The sequence below is a fragment of the Segatella buccae ATCC 33574 genome (assembly GCF_000184945.1).
In the GTDB taxonomy this organism is placed as follows: domain Bacteria; phylum Bacteroidota; class Bacteroidia; order Bacteroidales; family Bacteroidaceae; genus Prevotella; species Prevotella buccae.
In genome coordinates this window covers 2,408,703-2,432,851 of sequence record NZ_GL586311.1, presented here as the reverse complement: position 1 = coordinate 2,432,851, position 24,149 = coordinate 2,408,703, and the positions used below count along the sequence as shown (strand labels likewise).

Genomic DNA, 24,149 nt, shown 5'->3' with positions numbered 1-24,149 from the left:
TGCCGGCATGAAAGTTTGTTTGATAGGAGCCGGTCGTCTTGCCACTAATTTAGGGAAGGCGCTGGTGAGAGGCGGACACACGATTACACAAGTGTATAGTCGGACAAAAGAATCGGCCGGCAAACTCGCGACCTTAGTCGGCGGAGAGTTTGTCGATAATATTGGTGAGATTGACAATCGGGCAGACATCTATATTTTTGCCATTAAAGATGATGCGCTTAGAGAGTTAGTGCCACAAGTGGGCCGGAATATCAAGGAAAAGGTGTTTTGCCATACGGCAGGTTCGATGCCGTTGGACATATTTCAAGAGACAGTTTGCCACTATGGAGTCTTTTATCCATTGCAAACCTTCAGCAAAACTCGCGAAATGGATTTCTCAAATATTCCCTGTTTTCTGGAGACTAACGACCAAACGGCATATTCGATGCTCCACGCTTTGGCGAAGACCATCTCCAATCGAATCTATGATTTGTCCTCGGAAGAACGAAAGTATCTACATCTTGCCGCGGTCTTTGCCTGTAACTTTGTTAACCATTGTTACAGCCTTTCCGGCGAAGTCCTCGCCGCCCACGGTCTGCCGTTTGACGTGATGCTTCCGCTTATCGAAGAAACGGCCCGCAAGGCTGGGGAAATGTCGCCTTTGGAGGCCCAGACCGGTCCGGCTGTGCGCTATGATGAGAATGTGATTAAGGCCCAGACAGACCTTTTGAACCATGAGCCCTACCTGCAAGAGGTATATAGATTGTTAAGCAGTGGAATCTATCAATATGCACTTCAACATTCCAGACAATGATAAATTATGATTTAAACAAAATAAAGGCCGTGGTCTTTGATGTGGACGGGGTGCTTTCGTGCCAGACGATCACTTTGGCGGGGAACGGCGAGCCGTTGCGCACCGTGAATATCAAAGACGGCTATGCCATTCAGCTGGCACAAAAGATGGGACTCCGTATTGCCATTATGACAGGGGGTAACACCGAGGCCGTGCGTATGCGCTACCGGCATCTTGGCGTGGAAGACATTTACATGGAGTGCGCGGTCAAGTTAAAGTCTTATGAAGATTTCCTTTCGCGTTATGGGTTAAATGACGAGGAGGTTATCTATTGCGGAGATGACATTCCCGACTACGAAGTCATGAACCGCTGTGGTTGTTCATGTTGCCCGTCGGATGCCGCTTCCGAGATAAAGGAAATTAGCAATTATGTGTCTACCTTCCGTGGAGGAGAAGGGTTTGGGCGGGATGTACTCGAACAAGTTCTTCGTACACAAGGACTATGGATGGCAGATAAAAAAGCTTTTGGATGGTAAAAATGAAAGAGCAGTTAAAGAAAATAATCTTAGCAAGTGGCAGCCCCCGGCGGCGTGAGCTGCTTGCCGGTCTCGGTATGCCTTTCGAGGTGGTTGTTCTTCCCGATGTGGATGAGAGCTACCCCGATACTGTCAAGGCTGACGATGTGCCCGAATATCTTGCGCAAAAAAAGGCCGAAGCATATACCTCCTTACTGACAGAAGACGGCAAACTTGTCATTACGGCAGACACCGTCGTGATTTTGGACGGACGGATATTCGGCAAACCCCAAAATGCAGAGGAAGCTATACAGATGCTGAGAACATTAAGTGGGAAGACACACCATGTGATAACGGGCGTGTGCTTGATGACACGTGGGCAGAAACATCATTTCTCGGTGCGCACGGAGGTCACTTTCAAGGTGCTTGCCGAATGTGAGATAGACTATTATATAGACACCTATCGACCTTTCGACAAGGCGGGAGCGTATGGCATTCAAGAATGGATTGGGTATATCGGATGTACAGGGTTAAAAGGCAGCTATTATAATGTTATGGGACTGCCTGTACAGCGCATCTATGAAGAGCTGGAAAAGATGGTGGAATGGACGATGCCTACGTCAAATTGACATACACAAACTCTTGGCTTTGACAAAGCGTGGGATGCCTTCTTTTAGATCGGACCGCTTGTTGGGTCCTCATCGAAAATGTTGCTTGTTTCCTTTAGCTCGTCTTCGTCAAACCAAATGGAAAGTTTTGATTTGGCTTTTTCCTTGACATCGTCAGATACCTCACCCCATATCTTGTGGAGAACGTAGAGGAGCACTGCCAGATCATCACCCAAGCCGGCTATGGGAATTGCATCCGGAACTACATCCAACGGGCTGATGAGATAGCCTAATGCACCAATGATAATGGCTTTATCCTTCACGGAGACTTTGTCGCTTTCGAGGGTGTAATAGAGAATCAAGGCCACGTAGACCAATTTGATGCCTGCACGTTTTGCGATGCGTGAAATCTTCTCAATAAAGCCATTGTTTGAGAATCTGTCGCGATAAGACATAAAATCCGGTAATTGCATATCCATTATTGTTTGATTAAAAGGTTTTAACCATGTTGTTCTTTGAAAAGTAGTACAGCATTTATGTAACTTTCCATCTTTGAACGGGCGTGTCTGTGCAGACGCACTTGCTTGAACATGTTTTTCAATGAAGTTACAAACAGGGCAAGCAACACCCCGATACCGATACACAATAAAAGTGTCCAGCTGCCCCACGGATAGCTTTCTTCCGGAAAAGCCGATAGAATGATAACAGGCAACACAATGAGTATGCCGGCTATTGTGTAATTAGTACGCTTCGAACCGCCCCCGTCGAGGATAGCTTGTTTGTCGAAAAGATAGTCCGAGAGTTCTTCTTGCGTGATACCATAGGCGTCAAGTTTAGGAAAACCGGGGGCATCCTTGTATTCTTCGATAGCCCCCGTCACCAAATGCTCGAAATCGTCAAGCAGATTTCTTTGTTCTACATATCTCATACTCTTTCAACGTTTGAGGAGTCGTAATATTATAGATTTGTAGGTTTTTAACATGTAGGCTTACAATGTAGCGGCAAACAGGCTGTTAAAACTCGTCTTATTCGCGGTTTGAGTTTATAAACATAGTTAAAGTTGGCATAATGTTTGCAACAACCAAGAAATAATTGTACTTTAGTAGAATGAAAAGAAAGGATATATAAATATGACAAGTCAATTTTCACCTAAGGTTTCCCAAATACTGGCGTTCAGCAGGGAAGAGGCTACACGCTTGGCGAGTTCAAGCGTTGGCCCCGAACATCTGATGCTTGGCTTGATGAGAGAAAGGAAGGGCACTGTACTTAACTTACTCATTTCGTTGGATATTGAATTGGGCAATATAAAGGCAGCTTTGGAAGAGCATGTGAGAAGCCAAGAACAGAAAGAACCTGTCAACACGATGGAACCGATTCTCAATGAAAAGGCGAGTAATATCCTGCGCCTTGCCGTGCTTGAGGCACGCATTCTTCACTCGACAATGGTCGAAGCGGAGCACATCCTTTTTGCCATCCTGCACGACCAGTCGGGGAATGGGGCTAAAGATGTACTTGAAGAATATAACGTGCAGTATGACACCATATTGCATACTTATCAAGCTATCACTAGAAAGCCCATAGCTGATGGCTTACACATGGCCGATGAAGAAGAGGAAGACGGAGAACCAATGCTTTCTCGTGATAAAGACGGACAACGGGCGACAGCCACTGCGACTGGCCAGGCCGGGGGCGGGAAGACCCCTGTGCTTGACAATTTCTCGACCGATTTGACACGGGCTGCAGCTGAAGGAAAACTTGACCCTGTCGTAGGGCGTGAAAAAGAGATTCAGAGGGTGTCGGAAATCTTAGGCCGTCGCAAGAAAAATAATCCAATATTGATAGGTGAACCGGGAGTAGGAAAAAGTGCCATTGTAGAAGGACTTGCCCAACTCATTGTGAAGCGCCATACATCGCCTGTCCTTTTCAACAAGAGGGTTGTGAGTCTTGATATGACCGGCATCGTGGCCGGTACGAAATATCGTGGTCAATTTGAAGAGCGTATCAAGTCGCTCATCAAGGAGTTGGAACAGAATGATGATATCATTGTCTTCATTGATGAGATACATACCATTATCGGAGCAGGAAACACCTCCGGTTCTATGGATGCAGCTAATATCCTGAAACCGGCTTTGGCTCGTGGTACCATACAGTGTATTGGGGCCACAACGCTTGATGAATACCGCAACTCGATAGAAAAGGATGGTGCTTTGGAACGACGATTCCAAAAGGTTATCGTTGAGGCTACGACTGCTCACGAAACCCTGCAGATACTTCAGAATATCAAAGACCGGTATGAACATCACCATCATGTGGCATACTCAGACGAGGCTCTTGAGGCATGTGTCAAACTGGCAGATCGGTATATTACCGACCGAGCTTTTCCCGACAAAGCCATTGATGTGATGGATGAGGTAGGGGCAAGAGTCCATCTGCAACATGCTACGGTACCTGCTGAGATCACGGACAAAGAAAAGGAAATCAGCGATGTGAAAGAGAAGAAGCAACATGCTGTATGCAGTCAGAACTTTGAGTTGGCTGCAAGTTATCGTGACCGACAGACCGAACTTGAAAAGGAATTGCGTCAGCTGCAGAACGATTGGCAACGGGGAGACAATGGACAGCGTGAGGAGGTTACGGAAAATATGGTGGCGGATGTTGTGTCCGTAATGACCGGTGTGCCCGTGCAGCGCATTGCCGAGGGAGAAGGCGTGAGGCTGAAACACATGGCCGAAAGCCTGAAAAACAATGTCATAGCCCAAGATGCTGCCATTGACAAGATGGTGAAGGCCATCCAACGCAACAGAGTGGGCCTGAAAGACCCCAACCATCCTATTGGAGTATTCATGTTTCTTGGGCCTACCGGCGTGGGTAAGACCTATCTGGCCAAAAAGCTTGCAGAAGACATGTTCGGTTCTAGTGACGCCCTTATCCGTATTGACATGAGTGAATACACGGAATCGTTTAACACCTCACGCCTCATAGGTGCCCCTCCGGGATATGTCGGCTATGAAGAGGGCGGACAATTGACGGAGCGTGTGCGCAGAAAACCTTACTCCATCGTTTTGCTGGATGAGATAGAAAAGGCTCATGGCAACGTATTCAATCTGCTTTTACAGGTTCTTGATGAAGGGCGGTTGACCGATGGGAACGGACGATTGATCGATTTCAGAAATACGGTAATCATCATGACTTCCAATGCCGGAACCCGCCAACTCAAGGAGTTTGGGCGTGGTATCGGTTTTGCGGCCGGAGGCACATTGGGATTAAGCTTGAATGAAGCAGACAAGCAATATGCCCGTTCCATCATTCAAAAGAGTCTGAGCAGGCAGTTCTCTCCCGAATTTCTTAATCGTCTTGACGAAATTATCACGTTTGACCAATTGGATTTGGACGCTATCAAAAAGATTGTCGAACTGGAGTTACGAGGATTATACAAGCGCGTGGAAGCCTTAGGCTACCAGCTCCAAATCAGTGATAAGGCCAAGGAGTTTGTGGCAACCAAAGGCTACGATGTTCAGTTTGGGGCGCGTCCGTTGAAACGTGCCATCCAGAATTATATTGAAGACGGAGTATGTGAACGTCTGTTGAGCGGAGAACTTCAACCGGGTAGCATGATTTCTGTTGACAAGGATTCTGACAAAGATGAATTGACATTCAAATAAAATAACGGAAAAATTTGCGAGTTCAAAAAAATATATTACCTTTGCACTCGCATTTGCCGATATGGCTCAGTTGGTAGAGCAACGCATTCGTAATGCGTAGGTCCCGGGTTCGAGTCCCGGTATCGGCTCAAGCAAAGATCGTTTTACTCTTGCGGCAATAGCTCAGTTGGTAGAGCGTCGGCTTCCCAAGCCGAAGGTCACGGGTTCGACCCCCGCTTGCCGCTCAATTATTTTCCCCATCCGCTTATTTTTTTTCGTAAGTCTCCATGAATGGAAGCGTATTTATGGAACTGTGTTGGACCTATATGCCCCTTTCTCTGTCAAATAATATTGCTGTGTGTTGAACGATTCAACAATAGTTGGTCAAATAATAGAACCTTTATGAAGCGTGAATACACAGATATAAACTTTTTGGTGTCTTCATTCCCATACCGAACCGGCACGTATGTACTTCCCTCAAGTCTTTGCATTTTCCATTCCGTTATTGGCTTCCTGTATGGTGTCCCATCTGAATATTATCCTTATTTTCTGTACAACTTCACACGCAAGCTTCTGGATATAAGTTTTTTGCAAAGTAAACCTTCTGTTTTGTAAAGTGTATTTTGCAAACCTCGTGTTTTTTTCAATAATAATTTGAAATGTTTGCGAATTAATTATTAACTTTGCACACGCATTGACAGATAGCTTCTGTCTTGGCGAGCAATATTTAAATAACGTTATAGATCTTTTATGTATTATTTGTTTATCACCGTTTTGTTAACGGCTGTCGTCTTGGTAGTTGCGGCCTATGCCATCGCCAAGTTGATAGGGCCCCGTTCCTACAATCCGGTTAAAGGAGAACCATTTGAGTGTGGTGTGCCTACCCGCGGCTCTTCCTGGCTGCCTGTACATATCGGCTACTACCTCTTCGCTATCCTTTTCCTGATGTTCGACATAGAGACCGTGTTTCTCTATCCATGGGCAGTCGTTGTTAAGCAGTTTGGAGTCATGGCTCTCTTGAGTATTGGCTTTTTCCTGTTGGTATTGGTATTTGGGCTGGCCTATGCCTGGCGGAAAGGAGCATTGGAATGGAAGTAAGAAAGCCTAAAATCAAAGCTGTCCCTTACGATGATTGGAAAGACAATGGCACCCTTGAGAAAATGGCCGATGAGCTTAATGAGGGTGGTGTGAACCTTGTACTTGGCAATCTTGACCAGTTGATCAACTGGGGGCGTAGCAATTCTCTTTGGTCACTCACTTTTGCCACTTCTTGTTGTGGCATTGAGTTTATGGCTACGGGATGTGCCCGTTACGACTTTTCTCGTTTTGGTTTTGAGGTGACTCGCAACTCACCTCGCCAAGCCGACTTAATTATGTGTGCCGGCACTATCACCAACAAGATGGCCCCGGCTCTCAAGCGGCTTTACGACGAGATGGCCGAACCCAAATATGTTGTAGCTGTCGGTGGTTGTGCCGTTTCCGGCGGCCCGTTCAAGAGCAGCTACCATGTTGTTCGAGGCATTGACGAGATAATCCCTGTAGATGTTTATATCCCCGGATGCCCACCGCGTCCCGAAGCTATCATGTATGGCATGATGCAGTTGCAGCGTAAGGTGAAGGTCGAGAAATTTTTCGGTGGAGCCAACCATAAGCAGAATGCAGAAGAACGCCTGTTGGGCAAGAGCAACGAGGAGTTGACGTTTGAGAACAAACTGGGCATTTCCGTAGAAGAGGTGCGCAAGGCACGTGCCGAAGAGTGGGGGACTGCGGCTGCCCCGGCCCCTGCCAAGGCTCCGGCCAAACCGGCCCCTGCCCCCAAGAAAGATACCATCGTCGTGGACAAGGCTCCCTCCAAGGAAGAAGTGGAGAAGCTCGGCAACGAACTCGATAAGCTGAAGAGTGGAGAACAGCCAGCAGTTGCTGACGTGGCATCTGAGAACACTAATATATAATAAGGTGGAAAAATGAAATTAGAAAACAAAGAATTCGGTTTTGATAACTTTGTCTCGGAGATGACAAAGTTGAAGAATGAGAAGCATTTCGACTACCTTGTTACGATTGTAGGTGAAGACTTCGGAGAAGAAGGTCTCGGATGTATCTATATTCTTGAGAACACCGACACGCACGAACGTGTGAGTGTCAAGCAGATTGCCAAACAGATTGGCGATGACCACGTGCTTCCTACGACTTACCACTTGTGGAAGATTTCAAATCTTCTCGAACGTGAGGTGTATGATTTTCTGGGGATTAAGTTCCTCGGACACCCCGACATGCGGCGTCTTTATCTGAGAAATGACTTTAAGGGTTATCCGCTCCGCAAGGATTTCCGGCCCGAGGGCACTTATTCGCTTGTGGATGATGAGGAACCCGACTATGGCTTGGAATATTCTCTTGACAGGAATGGCAACCTTGTGAGCAAGCAGAACAAGCTATTCACCGATGACGACTTCGTTATCAATATCGGACCGCAGCATCCTTCCACCCACGGTGTGCTTCGCCTTCAGACCATTCTCGACGGTGAGACCATCAAGAAGATTTATCCCCATTTGGGATATATCCACCGCGGTATTGAGAAAATGTGTGAGAGTTATACTTATCCGCAAACATTGGCTTTGACCGACCGCATGGATTATTTGAGTGCTATGCAGACTCGTCATGCCCTTTGTGGTGTCATAGAAGAGGCTATGGGTGTGGAACTCTCCGATCGTATCAAGTACATTCGTACCATCATGGACGAGCTTCAACGTATCGATTCCCACCTGCTCTATTTGGGATGTTTCGCCCAAGATCTCGGTGCCCTGACGGCTTTCCTCTATTGCATGCGCGACCGTGAACACGTGCTCAATGTCATGGAAGAGACCACCGGCGGCCGCCTCATACAGAATTACTACCGCATTGGTGGTGTACAGGAGGACATCGACCCCAACTTTGTGCAGAATGTCAAGACACTTTGCACTTACCTCAAACCCATGATTCAGGAATATTTGGATGTATTTGGTGACAATGTCATCACGCACAATCGTTTGGAGAAGGTGGGTGTCATGGATAAGAAGAACTGTATCAGCTATGGTGTGACCGGATGCTCCGGACGCGCCTCCGATTGGCGTAGCGATGTGCGCAAAAATCATCCGTACGCACTCTATGGCGAGGTGGACTTTGAAGAGGTTGTTTGTGATACACGCGATAGCATGGGCCGCTACTATAACCGCATAGCGGAAATTAAGCAGAGCATCCGTATCATCGAACAGCTGATAGACAATATCCCAGAGGGTGATTTCTACATCAAGCAGAAGCCGGTCATCAAAGTGCCCGAAGGGCAATGGTACTTTTCCACCGAGGGCAGTCGTGGTGAGATAGGTGTCTATCTTGACAGTCGTGGTGACAAGTCACCCTATCGCTTGAAGCTTCGTCCCATGGGATTGAACCTTGTGGCCGCTCTTGACGAGATGTGTCGTGGCGAAAAAGTAGCTGACTTGATTACGGTCGGTGCCGGTTTAGATTATATTATTCCTGATATTGATAGATAGTTATGTTCGATTTTAGTATAGTTTCAAATTGGATAGACCTGCTGCTTCGCCAGACTTTGGGTCTCGGAGATTTTCCGGCTATTCTGATAGAGTGTGTGCTTGTGGGTGTAGGCATTCTGTTGGCATACGCCTTGATAGCCATTGTGTTGATCTTCATGGAACGTAAGGTATGTGCCTATTTTCAGTGCCGTGTTGGACCTATGCGCGTGGGCCCTTGGGGCTTGTTGCAAGTGTTTGCTGATGTACTGAAGATGCTCATCAAGGAAATCTTTGTGGTGGACAAGGCCGACCACATGCTTTACTACATTGCTCCTTTCCTGGTGATTGTGGCTTCTGTTGGAACATTCTCGTTCCTTCCTTGGAATAAGGGCATGCACGTGCTTGACTTCAATGTGGGGGTGTTTCTTGTGACGGCTATCAGTTCTATTGGCGTATTGGGTATTTTCCTTGCCGGTTGGGGTTCCAACAACAAGTATTCTGTAGTGTCGGCCATGCGTGGTGCCGTGCAGATGATTTCCTACGAAATGTCGCTCGGCCTTTGTCTGATCAGTGCTGTTGCCATTACCGGTACGATGCAGATGAGTGGTATTGTCGAGGCTCAGACCGGACCGTGGAAGTGGCTGGTGGTGCAAGGACATATTCCTGCCATTCTGGCTTTCTTGGTGTTCCTTGTGGCAGGTAATGCAGAAGCCAACCGCGGACCTTTCGACTTGGCTGAGGCTGAGAGTGAGCTGACTGCAGGTTATCATACCGAGTATTCCGGCATGGGATTCGGTTTTTATTATCTTGCTGAATACCTCAATCTCTTTGTTATTTCCGGTTTGGCTGCCGCCGTTTTCCTCGGTGGTTGGGCACCTCTTAATATTGGTGTCGTTGCCTTCGACAATGTGATGAACCACATCCCGGGTTTTGTTTGGTTCTTTGGCAAAGCATTCTTTGTGGTGTGGTTGCTCATGTGGGTCAAGTGGACCTTTCCTCGTCTGCGTGTCGACCAGATATTAAAGCTGGAATGGAAGTATCTCATGCCCCTGATGCTCTTTGTGTTGGTTCTCACTACCGTTTGTGTAGCATTGGACTGGACTTTATAATAGATTAAAGAAATGGAAAAGAAACAATCATATTTCGGTGAGATTGGTGCTGCCATGAAGACGCTCGCTGTTGGTATGAAAACCACTCTGCGAGAGTATTTCACACCGAAGAGCACAGAGCAGTATCCTGAAAACCGCAAGACCACTCTCCATTTGAGTCCTCGTCATCGTGGCCGTCTGGTCTTTAAGCGTGATGAGAACGAGAATCACAGATGTGTGGCCTGTACGATGTGTGAGAAGGCATGTCCTAACGGAACTATTGTGCTTACACATGAAATGGTTGCCGACCCTGAGACCGGCAAGAAAAAACGCCAGTTGATAGATTATCAATACGATCTCGGCGACTGTATGTTCTGCCAACTTTGCGTGAACGCCTGCAATTTTGATGCCATTGAGTTTACCAACGATTTTGAGCAGGCAGTCTTCGACCGCAGTAAGTTGGTGCTCCATCTTGACAAGGAGGTTTATAAAGGCGGTTCGTTGCCCGGACTCATCAAGGGTGGAGCTCCGCTGGAGATAGGTAAGTTTAACACCAAAACAAAATAGAAAGATGGCAAATATAGTAATGTTTTGCATTTTGGCTGCGGTCATTCTAGGTTCGGCCGTCATGTGCGTGATGACTAAAAGGATTATGCGGGCTGCCACTTTTTTGCTGTTCGTGCTGTTCGGTGTTGCAGGCATTTATTTTCTGCTTGACTACACCTTTCTTGGTACGGCACAGATAGCAGTCTATGCCGGTGGCATCACGATGGTCTACATCTTTGCCATTCAGTTGGTTAGCAAGCAGACTCTTCAAGGAGTCGTGGAACGCTTCAAGGGCAGTCGTGTGCTTGGAGGTGCTGTTGTTTCGCTTGTCGGCTTGGCCACGGTGGTAGTGGTATTGCTTAAAAACCGTTTTATAGATTTTGCTGCCCAGTCTGCTGTGGGGGAAATACCCATGAATACTATAGGTACAGCCCTTTTAGGTTCGGAGAAATATCAGTATGTACTGCCTTTTGAGTTCATCTCTGTATTTCTTCTGGCCTGCATTATTGGGGGTATAATGATAGCAAGAAAGGAGGATGACAAATGATACCAGTAGGATGTTATTTGGTGCTTAGCGCACTTTTGTTCTTTATCGGCGTGTTCGGTTTCGTCACCCGCCGTAATTTGATAGCCATGCTCATTTCCGTGGAACTTATTTTGAATGCAGCTGATCTCAACTTTGCTGTGATCAACCGTATTCTGTTCCCGGGACAACTTGAAGGGTTCTTCTTCACACTGTTTTCCATCGGTGTGAGTGCTGCCGAGACAGCTGTGGCTATTGCCATTATTATCAACGTTTACCGCAACTATCACAGTGATCAGGTGAACAGTATTGAAAACATGAAATTATAAAAATGATGGATTACAGTTATGTATTTTTGATACTTCTTCTTCCTGCGCTCTCATTTGTCGTGTTGGCTTTGGCGGGAATGAAAATGTCACATAAGCTGGCCGGACTCATCGGTACCACTTCACTCGGTATCGTGACGGTCCTTTCCTATATGACGGCTTTCCTGTATTTTACAGCAGATCGTGGTGCCGATGGGACATACGCCACAATGGTGCCCTATAATTTTACATGGTTGCCCTTGGGTAATTTGCATTTTGACATGGGCATCTTGCTTGATCCCATCTCGGTGATGATGCTGATAGTGATATCCACGGTGAGCTTGATGGTTCACATCTATTCCTTTGGATACATGCACGGCGAAAAAGGTTTTCAGCGTTATTATGCCTTCCTGTCGTTATTCACCATGTCTATGCTCGGACTGGTTGTGGCCACGAACATTTTCCAGATGTATCTTTTTTGGGAGCTTGTGGGTGTGTCTTCCTATCTGCTCATCGGATTCTATTATCCCTTGCATGCAGCTGTGGCAGCCTCCAAAAAGGCTTTCATCGTTACACGCTTTGCCGATATGTTCTTTTTGATCGGTATTCTGATCTTCGGTTATTACACCCAGTCATTCAGCTTCTCCTTTGTCGGTGACATTGTGATGGGCGCAGGCACTACTCCTTTTATAGCATGTGATACTGTGAAGGCTGTTACGGCCGGTGGCTTGATTTTGCCCACGGCATTGGTGCTGATGTTCATTGGTGGAGCTGGTAAGAGTGCCATGTTCCCACTGCACATTTGGTTACCGGATGCCATGGAGGGTCCGACACCTGTTTCAGCATTAATTCATGCTGCTACTATGGTTGTTGCCGGCGTTTTCCAAATAGCCCGTATGTTTCCTTTGTGGGTGCAATATGCTCCCGAACAGATGAGCATTGTGGTTTGGGTTGGTGTCTTTACCGCTTTCTATGCAGCTGCTGTGGCTTGTGCGCAAAGCGATATCAAACGAGTGTTGGCTTTCTCGACCATTTCGCAGATTGCTTTCATGATGGTATCTTTAGGTGTCAGCCTTCCCGGCCATGAGGCTGTGCTTGACAATCACACTCAGCTGGGGTATATGGCCGGTATGTTCCATCTGTTCACACACGCCATGTTCAAGGCTTGCCTATTCCTTGGAGCCGGCTGTATCATCCATGCCGTACACTCCAACGAGATGTTGGCTATGGGGGGGCTTCGCAAATATATGCCCATCACCCATGCCACATTCTTGATTTCATGTTTGGCTATTGCAGGCATTCCTCCATTTTCGGGGTTCTTCTCTAAAGACGAGATTCTTACCGCTTGTATGCACTACAGTCCGATAGTGGGATGGATCATGACCGGTGTGGCAGCCATGACGGCTTTCTATATGTTCCGTCTTTATTATGGGATATTCTGGGGGACGGAGAATAAGGAACTTCATGCAGAGCACACGCCCCATGAGGCTCCTCTGACTATGACCTTTCCGCTGATATTCCTTTCCGCCATCACCATAGTCTGTGGTTGGCTCCCTCTGGATGGCAGTTGGATGCCATTCGGTCACTTTGTGAGTGCGAGCGGTCAGGCTTATGATATCCACCTTGATTGGGCTGTTGCCGGAACCAGTATTGTTATAGCTTTGTTGAGCATCGCATTGGCCACTTATATCTATAAAGGTGAAAAGCAGCCAGTTGCCGATGCCCTTTACAGGAAATTCCCCAAACTTCATCGTGCGGCCTATAAGCGTTTCTATCAGGATGAGATCTGGCAGTTTGTCACTCATAAGGTAATCTTCCGCTGCATCAGCCGTCCCATAGCATGGTTCGACCGTCAGTGTGTTGATGGATTTATGAATTTCCTCGCATGGGGGACACAGGAAGCCGGCGAAAGCATCCGGCCATGGCAAAGTGGCGATGTGCGTTCCTATGCCGTGTGGTTCTTGACGGGTACAATAGCATTGACCTTGGTCTTACTTGCTATTATGCTGTAATGTCTCACTAATAAAAGAATCAAAATAAGATGAATATATTAACATTATTCGTAGTAATCCCCATTTTGATGTTGGCAGGCCTTTGGCTTTCCAAGAATGACAATCAGGTGCGTGGGGTGATGGTTGCCGGTTCCACTTGTTTGTTGGGACTCGCCATCTATTTGGTTTTCGCATTTCTTGATTTGCGTGAGACAATGCCTGCTGACCAGTATCCGATGCTTTTCACTTACAGTGTGCCTTGGTTTGAACCGCTCAATATCGAATACGCTATTGGTGTCGACGGCATCTCTGTTGTCATGATATTGCTTTCAGCCATCATTGTCTTTACAGGTACATTTGCTTCTTGGCAACTGGAGCCCATGAAGAAGGAGTATTTCCTTTGGTTTGTATTGTTGAGTACAGGTGTCTTCGGTTTCTTTATATCCGTAGACTTGTTCACCATGTTCATGTTCTATGAGGTAGCACTGATTCCCATGTATCTTCTCATCGGTGTGTGGGGAACCGGAGCCAAGGAATATGCAGCCATGAAGTTGACGTTGATGCTGATGGGCGGTTCTGCCTTGCTGATTATTGGCATTTTGGGCATTTATTACTTCAGTGGTGCAACGACCATGAATATCAATGAAATTGCGGCCTTGGCTAATATCCCGGAAAATGTTCAAAAAGTATTCTTCCCGTTTGTATTTATCGGTTTCGGCGTACTTGGTGCCCTGTTCCCGTTCCACACATGGTCTCCCGATGGTCACGCCAGTGCCCCGACGGCAGTCTCTATGCTTCATGCCGGTGTGCTGATGAAATTGGGTGGATATGGCTGTTTCCGCATCGCCATGTACCTCTTGCCTGGTGCACTTGACACTTGGGCACCGGTTTTCCTTGTGCTGACAACCATCTCTGTGGTTTATGGTGCATTCTCTGCCTGTGTGCAAACCGACTTGAAGTACATCAATGCTTATTCTTCTGTATCACACTGTGGCATGGTGCTTTTTGCATTGTTGATGATGACGCAGACCGCTATTACCGGTGCCATTCTTCAGATGCTCTCGCATGGCTTGATGACTGCTTTGTTCTTTGCTGTCATTGGTATGATTTATCACCGTGCTGGGACGCGTGATGTACGCTATCTCGGCGGCTTGATGAAGATCGTGCCTTTCCTCTCATGCGGCTATGTCATTGCCGGTTTGGCCAACTTGGGACTTCCCGGCTTCTCTGGCTTTGTTGCAGAAATGACCATCTTCGTAGGTTCATTCGAAAATGCAGACACGTTCCATCGTGCATGTACCATCATCGCTTGTACCTCCATTGTTGTGACGGCTGTTTACATCTTGCGCGTTGTTGGTAAGATTCTTTTCCAGCAAGTACCCAATCAGGAGTTCTACAAACTCCATGATGCCTCTTGGGATGAGCGTGTGGCAGTCATAGGGCTGATTGCCTGTGTCGCCGGTCTCGGCCTGTTCCCTTATTGGGCAAGCCATATCATTACAGGCGCGGTAGGGCCCGTCATTCAGCACATTGGCAGTTTTGCAAATATCGCTGCGCTTTAACAGATAAAAGAAGAAATAATTATGAATATCGATTATAGTCAATTTCTCAAGATGATACCGGAGGTCACGCTGATGACTATTCTGGTAATAGCCTTCATTGCCGACTTTTGTAGTTCTAAGGCTTCTGAGCGTAAATGGTTCAATCCACTGATGTGTGTGTTGATGCTGGTGCATATCCTTATCAATTTGAGTCCTGTTGCTACAAGTACGACTTTTGGCGGCATGTATGCTACCAATGCTTCCATAGGTGTCATCAAATCTATATTGGCCGTGGGCACACTGATTGTGATGATTCAGGCAAAGGAATGGCTTTCTCGTAAAGATACTGCCTTTAAAGAGGGAGAGTTCTATATGCTCGTAGTCTCAACTTTGTTGGGTATGAACATGATGGTAAGTGCCAACCATTTCCTTCTGTTCTTTCTTGGATTGGAAATGGCTTCCGTCCCCATGGCATGTTTAGTAGCCTTTGACAAGTATCGCCACAATTCGGCAGAAGCCGGTGCAAAGTTTATTCTTACGGCAACCTTCTCAAGCGGAGTGATGTTGTATGGCATCTCTTTCCTGTATGCGGCAGCCGGTAATCTTTATTTTGATGATATCAACCTTACGGCTTCACCGTTGACAATCATGGGACTTGTGTTCTTCTTCAGTGGACTTGGCTTCAAGATTTCTCTCGTACCTTTCCACTTTTGGACAGCCGATTCCTATCAAGGGGCACCGACAACCGTTACGGGCTATCTTTCCGTTGTATCCAAAGGAGCCGTCGCCTTTACTCTCTGTGCCATTTTGATGAAAGTCTTCTCTCCGATGCTTGAGTATTGGCAGTACTTGCTCTTCATTGTGATAGTCCTTTCCATTACCGTAGCCAATCTTTTTGCCATTCGTCAGAGTGACTTGAAACGCTTCATGGCCTTCAGCTCCATCTCCCAAGCCGGTTATATTATGTTGGCTGTGGTTGGTGACAATGCGATGAGTACGACAGCTTTGTCATACTATGTATTGGTTTATGTTGTAGCCAACATGAGTGTGTTTACCATCATCAGTGCCATTGAGGAGCATAATGGGGGAGTCGTGGACATGGATAGCTATAATGGTCTTTATAAGACCAATCCAAAGTTGGCTTTCTTGATGACATTGGCTTTGTTCTCTTTGGGCGGTATTCCACCTTTTGCAGGCATGTTTTCAAAGTTTTTTGTCTTCATGGCCGCATTGAAAGGAGCTGATATCACTACCACAATGGGAGGCTTGGCGTATGCAGTGGTATTTATTGCTTTGTTGAATACAGTGGTCAGCCTTTACTACTATTTGCTCATCGTCAAAGCGATGTTCATTAAACATAATGATAATCCGTTGCCGACTTTCACCAGTCATGCTAACACCAAGCTGGCATTGGCTCTGTGTACACTTGGCGTGGTTGCTTTTGGCGTTTGCTCATTTGTTTATAATTGGATAAACGTTGCATCCGTAGGATAGTTTTTGCAAGCACAAAGATAAAAGGAGAAATCCCATGACGACACAACTCGTCATGGGATTTCTCCTTTTTTATTGGCTTTATATGTTATGTCCTGATGCCGAACCTTCCTAATCTCTAATAGTGGAGAGGGCAGGTACATATGGCTTGGCCCCTGCTAATGGCCTATCGCGAGCCTTAAGAATCTGGGCGTATAGCCTTTTAGGCTTTTGGCGACAGCTTCGGGAGTACCCGATGCAAGAAGCGTTCCGCCGCCTCGGCCACCTTCCGGTCCCATGTCAATGATATAGTCTGCAAGTTTGATGACATCAAGGTTGTGCTCAATAATGATGACGGTATTGCCTCTGTCAACAAGTTTTTGAAGAACATCCATCAAAATACGAATGTCCTCAAAATGGAGTCCTGTTGTCGGTTCATCAAGGATATACATCGTCCGCCCTGTATCTTTCTTTGCCAATTCCGTTGCCAGTTTCACGCGCTGACTTTCGCCACCGGACAGCGTAGTGGAGGATTGTCCGAGTTTGATATATCCCAATCCTACATTTTGAAGGGCTTTAATGCGTGGGAGAATTTGTGGTACATTCTCAAAAAAATCAACTGCCTGATTGATGGTCATATCAAGAACATCGGCAATGGATTTTCCTTTAAACCTGACCTCAAGAGTCTCTCTATTGTATCTTTTGCCGTGACATTCTTCACAAGGTACCATCACGTCAGGCAGAAAATTCATTTCGATGGTCTTGTAGCCGTTTCCTGCGCATGTTTCGCATCGCCCCCCTTTCACGTTAAAAGAGAAACGCCCCGGTTTGTAGCCTCTGATCTTAGCTTCGGGCAAATTGACAAACAACGCGCGAATATCGCTGAATACACCCGTGTAGGTGGCCGGATTTGAACGAGGCGTGCGTCCTATGGGGCTTTGGTCCACATTGACCACTTTGTCTATATTCTCAATGCCTTCTATCTTTTTGAATGCCATTGGCTTTTTCAATGACCGGTAGAAGTGATGTGACAGAATCGGTTGGAGGGTCTCATTGATAAGTGTAGATTTTCCCGAACCGGAGACTCCTGTAACTACAGTGAGCGTCCCAAGAGGAAAAGTGACATCCACATTTTTAAGATTGTTTCCTTTACAACCCTTTAAGGTAATCATTTTGCCATTACCCTTTCGTCTTTGTGTCGGGACTTCTATCTTTCTTTCACCATTCAGGTAGTCGGCCGTAATCGTATGTTGCTTGAGCATTTCAGCAGGAGTGCCCTGAAACACAACTTCTCCACCTTTACGTCCGGCCTTAGGGCCTATATCAATAATCCAGTCGGCAGCCCGCATCATGTCTTCATCATGTTCTACCACGATCACCGTGTTGCCCATGTCACGCAGCTCTTTTAAGGAATTGATAAGCCGTTCGTTGTCACGTTGATGTAATCCTATGCTCGGTTCATCAAGGATGTAAAGCACATTCACCAGTTGGCTTCCTATCTGTGTCGCCAAACGGATACGTTGGCTTTCACCACCCGACAGTGTGGCAGACTGGCGATTCAACGAAAGATAGTCCAGTCCCACTTCCAAGAGAAAAGTCACACGCGAACGAAGTTCTTTGACTATTTCCGTGGCTATCTTCTTTTTTGTGGGTTCCAAATGTTCCTCCACATGCTCGAGCCATTCTTTTAATTCCGAGATATCAAGGTTGGCGACTTCAGAGATATTCTTCTCCCAGATTTTGTATGACAGCGACTCACGTTTCAGTCGTTGACCGTGACATTCCGGACACTCTACTTCGGCAAGGAATTGGTCGGCCCATTTTTGTCCGCTCGTCGAGTCATCGTTGTCCATGACTGTGCGCAAATATTTGATGACACCATCGAATGAGATGAAATAATCGCTGGTGGTATGCATCTTCTCTCGGTCTATCTTTAGAGATTCGAGCGAACCATACAAGATTTCATCCATGGCCTCTTTTGGAATGTCTTTGACAGGTGTCTTCAGTTTGCAGCCAAACCTCTCCAATATGGCCTCGATTTGCCAAAATATCATTTGGTTTTTGTATTTCCCCAAAGGTACGATGGCACCTTCGTAAATACTTAGTTTGGGATCCGGGATAACCTTTCCGAGGTCTATCTCATTGATGACTCCTAACCCTTTGCAGTGCGGGCATGCCCCTTCGGGAGAGTTGAAGGAAAAAATGTTAGGTGCCGGATCGCCGTATGCAAGTCCGGTGATAGGATCCATGAGCCGTTTGGAGAAGTTTTTGATTTCTCCGCTGTCCTTGTCCATAATCATCAAGACACCTTCACCTTGTTTCATGGCCACCTGGATGCTTTTTCTCAATCGTTCATCTTCTTTGTTCTGAACAGCAAGTTTGTCGATGACTACTTCGATGTTGTGGTTCTTGTATCGATCAACTTTCATTCCGCGCACAATCTCCTGTATCTCACCGTCTATGCGTATGTTGAGATAACCCTTTCTGCGCATACTCTCAAAAAGTTCGCGATAGTGGCCTTTCCGTTGACGGACAAGTGGGGCGAGGATGTAGATACGCTTGCCCATATAGTCATTGAGAATCATGTCAATGACTTGTTCTTCGGTATATTTCACCATTTTCTCTCCGCTCATATAGCTGTAGGCCGTACCCGCCCGTGCATACAGCAAGCGCAGGTAGTCATACACCTCTGTCGTGGTTCCGACAGTAGAACGGGGATTTTTGTTGGTTGTCTTCTGTTCGATGCTGATAACCGGACTTAATCCTGTGATTTTGTCAACATCCGGTCGTTCCATGTTGCCTAAAAAGTTGCGTGCGTATGCAGAGAAAGTCTCTATATACCGACGCTGCCCTTCAGCAAATATGGTGTCGAATGCCAAAGAGGATTTTCCTGATCCCGAGAGCCCTGTGATTACCGTCAATGAGTTGCGGGGTATCACGACATCCACATTCTTTAGATTGTGTACACGTGCTCCCCATACACATATTTTCCGTTCTGAGTCCAAAAAGTCTTGTTCAGTTTGTGCTATCTTGTGATTCATTCTTTCCTGTTCTAATGGCCTATTCTGTGACAGTCGATGCTTCGGTGTATCCCCTCAGCAAATTGACATCCTTTTTGATGTTGAATATTCGCCCGTCAGCACCTTTCGCTTTCACCAATACGAAGTAAACACCCTGTTTAACGTCTTTTCCCTTATAGGTACCGTCCCATCCATTGGCCGGATTATCCCATTCATACAGTTTTTGTCCCCAGCGGTTGAAGATGTAGGCATGAAACTCCACGAGTGATTGGTAGCCCGCCTTTGCTTTATAGATGTCATTTATTCCATCTCCATTTGGCGAAAAAGCGTTGGGCATCTCCAGTTTGCTTTCTGAGATCGAAATCGTTATCGGCTCCTCTTCGTTAGACACTTCTATGGCAGTTTGTCCGCTCTTGCTGAATTTGGCATAGCAAATGATGCGATGACTTCCGGCTACATTAAAGGTGAAATCAGTATTTTGCTCATATCTTACAAGATAGGGGGAAGTGTTGTTGTCAGTATAAAATCTCCATTCGTAATAGGGGGTCCACCCATCTGTGGCTGTGGGATTGGCCTGTAGCTTGACCGTAATGGGGGCCGACCCGCTAAAACTCGTTCCCTCCTCGGTGTGTCCTTCAGCATCGGTAAACGTCGCATTGGGAGAAATAGTGGGGTAATCTTGTGCATTGACAGTGACTATCGACAGACACGAAATGGCCAATGCTAATATTAGTTTAATTTTCCTTTCCATATCGTTTAATTATGCAAAGTTAATAAAAAGATGAAAGATAATCAATGTGGGATAATAGATTTTTTGTATTTTTGCACTTGAATACAAAATACCTATGGATATGAGACATTTTTTAAGATATTTGTTGTTGTCCCTCACTTTGCTTTTAAGCGTATCTGTATTTGGACAAAGCACCAAGTGGCGCGATATTTATCAGACAAAGAAAAAGGACACGCTGTTTGGCATTGCAAACAAGTACGGCATCACTGTGCCCGACTTGTTGGATGCCAATCCCGATATGAAGACCGAAGGCTATGTGCTTAAAAAAGGGACGACAGTCTTCATTCCTTTTGCAAAGCCGGAACGGTCAGCAAATAGTGTCAAGACACCCGCAACGCCCGCTAAGGTGGTGACATCCGCAAAGGCAGCCACTCCGTCATCGGCCATTCGCGTAGGCATGATGTTGCCCCTGCATGATGTGGATGGCGACGGTCGGCGGATGGTCGAGTACTACCGTGGCTTTCTCATGGCCGTTGAAGACATGAAGCGACAAGGTTTCTCCACCGAAGTATACGCTTGGAATGTTCCTATTGATGCAGATATGCGGCAAACGTTGCTGAAAGAGGGGGCCACGAAGTGTGATGTTATTTTTGGACCTCTATATTCCAAGCAAGTTGCAGCGCTTGGGGAGTTTTGCAAGGCATACGACATAAAGATGGTCATTCCTTTTTCTATCAGTGGAAACGAAGTGAATACCAACAGGCAGGTTTACCAAGTCTATCAATCGGCAGAATCGCTTAACCGATCGGCCATCAATGCCTATTTGAATCGATTCCCCAATGCTCATCCCATTTTCATCGATTGTAATGATACGGCTTCGACGAAAGGGATATTTACTTTCGGACTCCGCAAGCAGTTGGAAAGTCGTGGCATCAAATACAGCATCACAAATCTCAACTCGTCGCCCGAAGCTTTTGCCAAGGCTTTCGACCGCTCTAAGCAGAATGTCGTTATTCTTAATTCGGGACGTTCTCCTCTGCTGACTGCTGCATTAAACAAACTCGACCTGCTTAACAGCCAATACCCCGGTTTGGTAGTTTCTCTGTATGGCTATACCGAGTGGTTGATGTATACCAAGTACAATCTTGACCGTTTCTTCCGTTATGACACTTATATCCCTTCCACTTTCTATTATAATGCTTCCAATGCGAAGACTGTAGACTTGGAACGGCGCTATAAGTCGCTTTTCGGGGCGGATATGCTGTTTGCCATGCCTCGCTTTGCCCTTATTGGTTACGACCAGGCACAGTTCTTTCTCCGTGGATTTAAGCGGTTTGGTAAGAACTTCACAGGGGAGAAGGCGCAAAACACCTACCAACCGCTGCAAACGCCATTGTATTTTGAGAAAGCCGGACGTGGCGGATTCCAGAATCATAGTTTCCTGTTGATTCATTACACTTTCAACAAACAGATAGAGTCTATTGCCTATTGATATGGCCGTTCTGCAGTAGCATGGCTTAAGAGAAGTAGGGAAGGTGTCTTGGTGCATGCAAATTGTAGAGTGTTTACAGACAGTGTGACAGATAGAAAAAGAATAATATGAGAATACATAAAAAGGTGTCGGCCATCATGGCCATATATCTGTTAACATCCGCTTCCGCCCATTCGCAGATAGGCGAGCATCGCAACGATTTTGCCGTTGGTGTCAATGGCGGCTATGTGTTGAGCAATGTAGGCTTCGATCCTTCGGTGTCTCAAGGTTACCACGGCGGCATCACCGGCGGACTGTCATTCCGGTATGTGTGTGAAAAATATTTTAAGACCATTTGTGCCATTCAAGCCGAGGTGAACTATGCCTCACTTGGTTGGAAAGAGGATATAAAGACAGTTAACAATGAGCCGGTCATCAATGAAGAAACCGGTTTGGCTGAGGAGTATAGTCGCACCATTAACTATGTGCAAGTTCCCATGTTTGCCCACCTCGCATGGGGACGCGAAAGCAAAGGTGCCAATTTCTTTGTTAATTTGGGGCCACAGTTTGGCTATTATTTAAGTGAATCCACCACGACCAATTTTGAATTGAGCAAGCGCAACCAGTCTCTTACGACAGGGCGCAGCAACACGGTCGTCGCCCAAGACACCATGAGTGTAGAGAAGAAGTTCGACTATGGCATTGCCGTAGGCTTGGGTGTTGAATATTCCGTACCTAAGATCGGGCATTTTCAAGTCGAGGCCCGTTACTATTATGGACTTGGCAATATTTATGGTAGCAGCAAACGTGACTTCTTTGGCAAGAGTAATTTTGGCAACATCGTCATTAAGGCGAGCTACCTTTTCGACCTCGTCCGCACACGAAAGAAATAGCACTTTTGCGCTGCCTTAACAGGGAGGGGCGGGGTGGAACATATACTCCAGCCTGCCCTTTATGTTATAATCAGGTGTTGCATGTTCGTCGGACAGTTGCCATTTGATGGGATGAATGAAAGCATGTATCAGTCACACACCGATAAAACCTGTGAAAGTTGTCTCCACAAGAAGACTGATGGTGGCGAATAAACTTAACAAAAATACATCCACAGAAATCTTTCAACCAGAATGGAAAGTAGGCTTCAAACCATCGGGAAAACCTACCGAATTTTCCTTTCCGGATCTCCGGGCTTGCGAAAGAGCCACACTTGAAAGCTGAAAGGGGCACAGTTGCGTCGCAACTGTGCCCCTTTTGCAAACTCGTTTGGACCCTTTCAGGCCCGTTTCCGAATTCTAATTCATGTTGATAAAATTCAAATAGCTGATTGTCAGCGTTTTGGAAATGTCGCTAAAATCGCTTATTTACGGTCAAGTGGGTTGTCGGTTGTGAATATCGTAATATGAGAGGCCGAAAATGAATAAATGTTTTGACAATTATTCTGTCCGGTGTTCTCCTCCGCTAAACATTGACAGAGCTCTAATGTCCTTTCCATGCTTCTCTGCTATTGGAAAAGGCAGAGTGTGGAAAAGATAATAAAAAGGCTGCACAATGGGCAGCTTTTTAAAAATAGGGGAGGGGCTTGGGCATATCGCTTTAGGTTTTCTTGTCGGTTTTGCCGGTCAGGGTGACTCTGAATGAAAAGAACCGAAAAATCCCGGCTCCGTTTAAATGGCGTTGATATCTACATACCCTCGCATGACGGCATAGATGGTGAGTGCCGACACGCTCTTCAGGCCCAACTTCTCTTGGATATTCTTGCGGTGGGTGATGACGGTCGTCAACCCGATGTTGAGCGTTTCTCCTATCTCCTTGTTTATTTTCCCCTGAGCCACGAGTGATAGTACTTCTATCTCCCGGTCGGTCAGTATCTTGGCCCTTAAAGCCCTTGGAAGTTCCGGTAGGTTTCTGCCGTTGGCATGGCCCGTTTGCTCTAATTGCAGCAGGCTACGCACAAGATGGTCTTCCGAGACATTGGTACATAGACAGCGGAAATCTCTCATTTGTGAGTTGGGATCCTGCGAGGTGGTGAGGACAAAGGTCTTCGATTGCCGGTCAAGGAAAAACTGTCTGTTGGCAATGACAATGTTCGTGGCAACGAAAAAGTGGACATAGGTGTCGGGATTGCTCTCCTGCAACTCTTCAAACGACCCGAATGTGTCTATCGTCATGATGGGCATGACGTTTTGCAGGATGTGTTCCAGCCCTATCACTGCCAGTGTATTATTGTCTACAATGGCTATTTTGGGCCGCGTGGCTTTAGGTTTGCCTGTCGGCTCTCCGGCCGTTTGCATGTCTCCATGCGGGTGGCCTTCCATTTCTTTTGTATTTTTCATTATTTTTTCTGTTTCTTGTTAGAAAAATCCATAGTTGCAAGCAGTGTGTCCCCATTGGTCTTTATGCCTTTCGGCAACCTGCAGTTGCAAAG

Annotated in this window: 21 protein-coding genes and 2 tRNA genes; 18 read left to right on the top strand and 5 right to left on the bottom strand. The window is 46.4% G+C overall.

Annotated elements, in window-relative coordinates; genetic code table 11:
- Positions 1-7: 7 nt before the first annotated feature.
- The 3 genes from HMPREF6485_RS09580 to HMPREF6485_RS09570 are packed head-to-tail and all read left to right on the top strand — an operon-like array spanning position 8 to position 1,916.
- The gene (locus tag HMPREF6485_RS09580) at positions 8-793 is read left to right on the top strand and encodes a Rossmann-like and DUF2520 domain-containing protein (RefSeq protein WP_004346211.1); all 786 of its coding nucleotides are present in this window, start codon (positions 8-10) and stop codon (positions 791-793) included.
- The gene (locus HMPREF6485_RS09575; protein WP_004346209.1) at positions 790-1,308 is read left to right on the top strand and encodes a KdsC family phosphatase; all 519 of its coding nucleotides are present in this window, start codon (positions 790-792) and stop codon (positions 1,306-1,308) included. The genes HMPREF6485_RS09580 and HMPREF6485_RS09575 overlap by 4 nt, the downstream gene beginning before the upstream one ends.
- Positions 1,302-1,916 carry a Maf-like protein gene (locus HMPREF6485_RS09570; protein ID WP_004346208.1) on the top strand — a complete coding sequence of 205 codons (615 nt, stop codon included), beginning with the start codon at positions 1,302-1,304 and terminating at the stop codon, positions 1,914-1,916. Before HMPREF6485_RS09575 ends, HMPREF6485_RS09570 begins: the two co-directional genes overlap by 7 nt.
- A 44-nt stretch (positions 1,917-1,960) precedes the next feature.
- Here the strand turns inward: HMPREF6485_RS09570 and HMPREF6485_RS09565 are convergent, their stop codons facing one another.
- Both HMPREF6485_RS09565 and HMPREF6485_RS09560 read right to left on the bottom strand, forming a co-directional pair.
- On the bottom strand, positions 1,961-2,368 hold the full coding sequence (locus tag HMPREF6485_RS09565; protein WP_007411313.1) for a YkvA family protein: 408 nt from the start codon (positions 2,366-2,368) through the stop codon (positions 1,961-1,963).
- A gap of 26 nt (positions 2,369-2,394) precedes the next feature.
- Positions 2,395-2,823, bottom strand: coding sequence for a hypothetical protein (locus HMPREF6485_RS09560; RefSeq protein WP_004346206.1), 429 nt, complete (start codon positions 2,821-2,823; stop codon positions 2,395-2,397).
- 202 nt (positions 2,824-3,025) lie between these two features.
- Here HMPREF6485_RS09560 and HMPREF6485_RS09555 point away from each other — a divergent pair, with 202 nt between their 5' ends.
- The 13 genes from HMPREF6485_RS09555 (at position 3,026) to HMPREF6485_RS09495 (ending at position 16,530) form a co-directional block, all read left to right on the top strand.
- Positions 3,026-5,557, top strand: coding sequence for an ATP-dependent Clp protease ATP-binding subunit (locus tag HMPREF6485_RS09555; protein ID WP_004346204.1), 2,532 nt, complete (start codon positions 3,026-3,028; stop codon positions 5,555-5,557).
- Between the two features lie 55 nt (positions 5,558-5,612).
- A tRNA-Thr gene (locus HMPREF6485_RS09550) sits at positions 5,613-5,685 on the top strand.
- A 23-nt stretch (positions 5,686-5,708) separates the two neighbouring features.
- Positions 5,709-5,781, top strand: a tRNA-Gly gene (locus HMPREF6485_RS09545).
- A 505-nt stretch (positions 5,782-6,286) separates the two neighbouring features.
- Positions 6,287-6,634 (top strand): NADH-quinone oxidoreductase subunit A, encoded by a 348-nt coding sequence (locus HMPREF6485_RS09540; protein WP_004342237.1) that lies wholly within the window; start codon positions 6,287-6,289, stop codon positions 6,632-6,634.
- A complete protein-coding gene (locus HMPREF6485_RS09535) occupies positions 6,625-7,488 on the top strand; it encodes an NADH-quinone oxidoreductase subunit B (protein ID WP_004346202.1) in 864 nt (287 codons plus the stop codon). The genes HMPREF6485_RS09540 and HMPREF6485_RS09535 overlap by 10 nt, the downstream gene beginning before the upstream one ends.
- A gap of 12 nt (positions 7,489-7,500) precedes the next feature.
- On the top strand, positions 7,501-9,063 hold the full coding sequence (locus tag HMPREF6485_RS09530) for an NADH-quinone oxidoreductase subunit D-related protein (RefSeq protein ID WP_004346201.1): 1,563 nt from the start codon (positions 7,501-7,503) through the stop codon (positions 9,061-9,063).
- Between the two features lie 2 nt (positions 9,064-9,065).
- Entirely contained in the window at positions 9,066-10,151 is a 1,086-nt protein-coding gene (gene nuoH, locus HMPREF6485_RS09525) for an NADH-quinone oxidoreductase subunit NuoH (RefSeq protein ID WP_004346200.1), read from the top strand.
- 12 nt (positions 10,152-10,163) lie between these two features.
- Positions 10,164-10,697 (top strand): NuoI/complex I 23 kDa subunit family protein, encoded by a 534-nt coding sequence (locus HMPREF6485_RS09520; RefSeq protein ID WP_004346199.1) that lies wholly within the window; start codon positions 10,164-10,166, stop codon positions 10,695-10,697.
- A gap of 4 nt (positions 10,698-10,701) precedes the next feature.
- Positions 10,702-11,223: an NADH-quinone oxidoreductase subunit J family protein gene (locus HMPREF6485_RS09515; RefSeq protein ID WP_004342232.1), complete on the top strand. Its 522-nt coding sequence runs from the start codon at positions 10,702-10,704 to the stop codon at positions 11,221-11,223.
- Positions 11,220-11,528, top strand: coding sequence for an NADH-quinone oxidoreductase subunit NuoK (nuoK, locus tag HMPREF6485_RS09510; protein WP_004342231.1), 309 nt, complete (start codon positions 11,220-11,222; stop codon positions 11,526-11,528). The genes HMPREF6485_RS09515 and nuoK overlap by 4 nt, the downstream gene beginning before the upstream one ends.
- Before the next feature lie 2 nt (positions 11,529-11,530).
- Positions 11,531-13,516 carry an NADH-quinone oxidoreductase subunit L gene (gene nuoL, locus HMPREF6485_RS09505; protein ID WP_004346198.1) on the top strand — a complete coding sequence of 662 codons (1,986 nt, stop codon included), beginning with the start codon at positions 11,531-11,533 and terminating at the stop codon, positions 13,514-13,516.
- Positions 13,517-13,545: 29 nt separating this feature from the next.
- Positions 13,546-15,057, top strand: a complete 1,512-nt coding sequence (locus tag HMPREF6485_RS09500) for a complex I subunit 4 family protein (protein ID WP_004346197.1) — start codon at positions 13,546-13,548, stop codon at positions 15,055-15,057.
- A 21-nt stretch (positions 15,058-15,078) separates the two neighbouring features.
- Positions 15,079-16,530 (top strand): NADH-quinone oxidoreductase subunit N, encoded by a 1,452-nt coding sequence (locus HMPREF6485_RS09495; RefSeq protein ID WP_004346196.1) that lies wholly within the window; start codon positions 15,079-15,081, stop codon positions 16,528-16,530.
- A 155-nt stretch (positions 16,531-16,685) separates the two neighbouring features.
- Here the strand turns inward: HMPREF6485_RS09495 and uvrA are convergent, their stop codons facing one another.
- Positions 16,686-19,547: an excinuclease ABC subunit UvrA gene (uvrA, locus tag HMPREF6485_RS09490; protein WP_004346195.1), complete on the bottom strand. Its 2,862-nt coding sequence runs from the start codon at positions 19,545-19,547 to the stop codon at positions 16,686-16,688.
- A gap of 19 nt (positions 19,548-19,566) precedes the next feature.
- Positions 19,567-20,277, bottom strand: a complete 711-nt coding sequence (locus HMPREF6485_RS09485; RefSeq protein ID WP_004342226.1) for a T9SS C-terminal target domain-containing protein — start codon at positions 20,275-20,277, stop codon at positions 19,567-19,569.
- Between the two features lie 94 nt (positions 20,278-20,371).
- Here HMPREF6485_RS09485 and HMPREF6485_RS09480 point away from each other — a divergent pair, with 94 nt between their 5' ends.
- Entirely contained in the window at positions 20,372-21,748 is a 1,377-nt protein-coding gene (locus HMPREF6485_RS09480) for a PBP1 and LysM peptidoglycan-binding domain-containing protein (RefSeq protein ID WP_004342225.1), read from the top strand.
- Positions 21,749-21,885: 137 nt separating this feature from the next.
- Entirely contained in the window at positions 21,886-22,620 is a 735-nt protein-coding gene (locus HMPREF6485_RS09475; RefSeq protein WP_004342224.1) for a porin family protein, read from the top strand.
- 768 nt (positions 22,621-23,388) lie between these two features.
- On the opposite strand, the gene HMPREF6485_RS09470 is transcribed toward HMPREF6485_RS09475, so the two are convergent.
- Positions 23,389-24,015, bottom strand: coding sequence for a response regulator transcription factor (locus tag HMPREF6485_RS09470; protein WP_044126380.1), 627 nt, complete (start codon positions 24,013-24,015; stop codon positions 23,389-23,391).
- Positions 24,016-24,149: the final 134 nt, after the last annotated feature.

What these genes read in the sequence shown, in the direction of transcription:
- HMPREF6485_RS09580 (WP_004346211.1), top strand. Translation starts at nt 8, where the DNA reads ATGAAAGTTTGTTTGATAGGAGCCGGTCGTCTTGCCACTAATTTAGGG.
- HMPREF6485_RS09575 (WP_004346209.1), top strand. Translation starts at nt 790, where the DNA reads ATGATAAATTATGATTTAAACAAAATAAAGGCCGTGGTCTTTGATGTG.
- HMPREF6485_RS09570 (WP_004346208.1), top strand. Translation starts at nt 1,302, where the DNA reads ATGGTAAAAATGAAAGAGCAGTTAAAGAAAATAATCTTAGCAAGTGGC.
- HMPREF6485_RS09565 (WP_007411313.1), bottom strand. Translation starts at nt 2,368, where the DNA reads ATGCAATTACCGGATTTTATGTCTTATCGCGACAGATTCTCAAACAAT.
- HMPREF6485_RS09560 (WP_004346206.1), bottom strand. Translation starts at nt 2,823, where the DNA reads ATGAGATATGTAGAACAAAGAAATCTGCTTGACGATTTCGAGCATTTG.
- HMPREF6485_RS09555 (WP_004346204.1), top strand. Translation starts at nt 3,026, where the DNA reads ATGACAAGTCAATTTTCACCTAAGGTTTCCCAAATACTGGCGTTCAGC.
- HMPREF6485_RS09540 (WP_004342237.1), top strand. Translation starts at nt 6,287, where the DNA reads ATGTATTATTTGTTTATCACCGTTTTGTTAACGGCTGTCGTCTTGGTA.
- HMPREF6485_RS09535 (WP_004346202.1), top strand. Translation starts at nt 6,625, where the DNA reads ATGGAAGTAAGAAAGCCTAAAATCAAAGCTGTCCCTTACGATGATTGG.
- HMPREF6485_RS09530 (WP_004346201.1), top strand. Translation starts at nt 7,501, where the DNA reads ATGAAATTAGAAAACAAAGAATTCGGTTTTGATAACTTTGTCTCGGAG.
- nuoH (WP_004346200.1), top strand. Translation starts at nt 9,066, where the DNA reads ATGTTCGATTTTAGTATAGTTTCAAATTGGATAGACCTGCTGCTTCGC.
- HMPREF6485_RS09520 (WP_004346199.1), top strand. Translation starts at nt 10,164, where the DNA reads ATGGAAAAGAAACAATCATATTTCGGTGAGATTGGTGCTGCCATGAAG.
- HMPREF6485_RS09515 (WP_004342232.1), top strand. Translation starts at nt 10,702, where the DNA reads ATGGCAAATATAGTAATGTTTTGCATTTTGGCTGCGGTCATTCTAGGT.
- nuoK (WP_004342231.1), top strand. Translation starts at nt 11,220, where the DNA reads ATGATACCAGTAGGATGTTATTTGGTGCTTAGCGCACTTTTGTTCTTT.
- nuoL (WP_004346198.1), top strand. Translation starts at nt 11,531, where the DNA reads ATGATGGATTACAGTTATGTATTTTTGATACTTCTTCTTCCTGCGCTC.
- HMPREF6485_RS09500 (WP_004346197.1), top strand. Translation starts at nt 13,546, where the DNA reads ATGAATATATTAACATTATTCGTAGTAATCCCCATTTTGATGTTGGCA.
- HMPREF6485_RS09495 (WP_004346196.1), top strand. Translation starts at nt 15,079, where the DNA reads ATGAATATCGATTATAGTCAATTTCTCAAGATGATACCGGAGGTCACG.
- uvrA (WP_004346195.1), bottom strand. Translation starts at nt 19,547, where the DNA reads ATGAATCACAAGATAGCACAAACTGAACAAGACTTTTTGGACTCAGAA.
- HMPREF6485_RS09485 (WP_004342226.1), bottom strand. Translation starts at nt 20,277, where the DNA reads ATGGAAAGGAAAATTAAACTAATATTAGCATTGGCCATTTCGTGTCTG.
- HMPREF6485_RS09480 (WP_004342225.1), top strand. Translation starts at nt 20,372, where the DNA reads ATGGATATGAGACATTTTTTAAGATATTTGTTGTTGTCCCTCACTTTG.
- HMPREF6485_RS09475 (WP_004342224.1), top strand. Translation starts at nt 21,886, where the DNA reads ATGGCCATATATCTGTTAACATCCGCTTCCGCCCATTCGCAGATAGGC.
- HMPREF6485_RS09470 (WP_044126380.1), bottom strand. Translation starts at nt 24,015, where the DNA reads ATGCAAACGGCCGGAGAGCCGACAGGCAAACCTAAAGCCACGCGGCCC.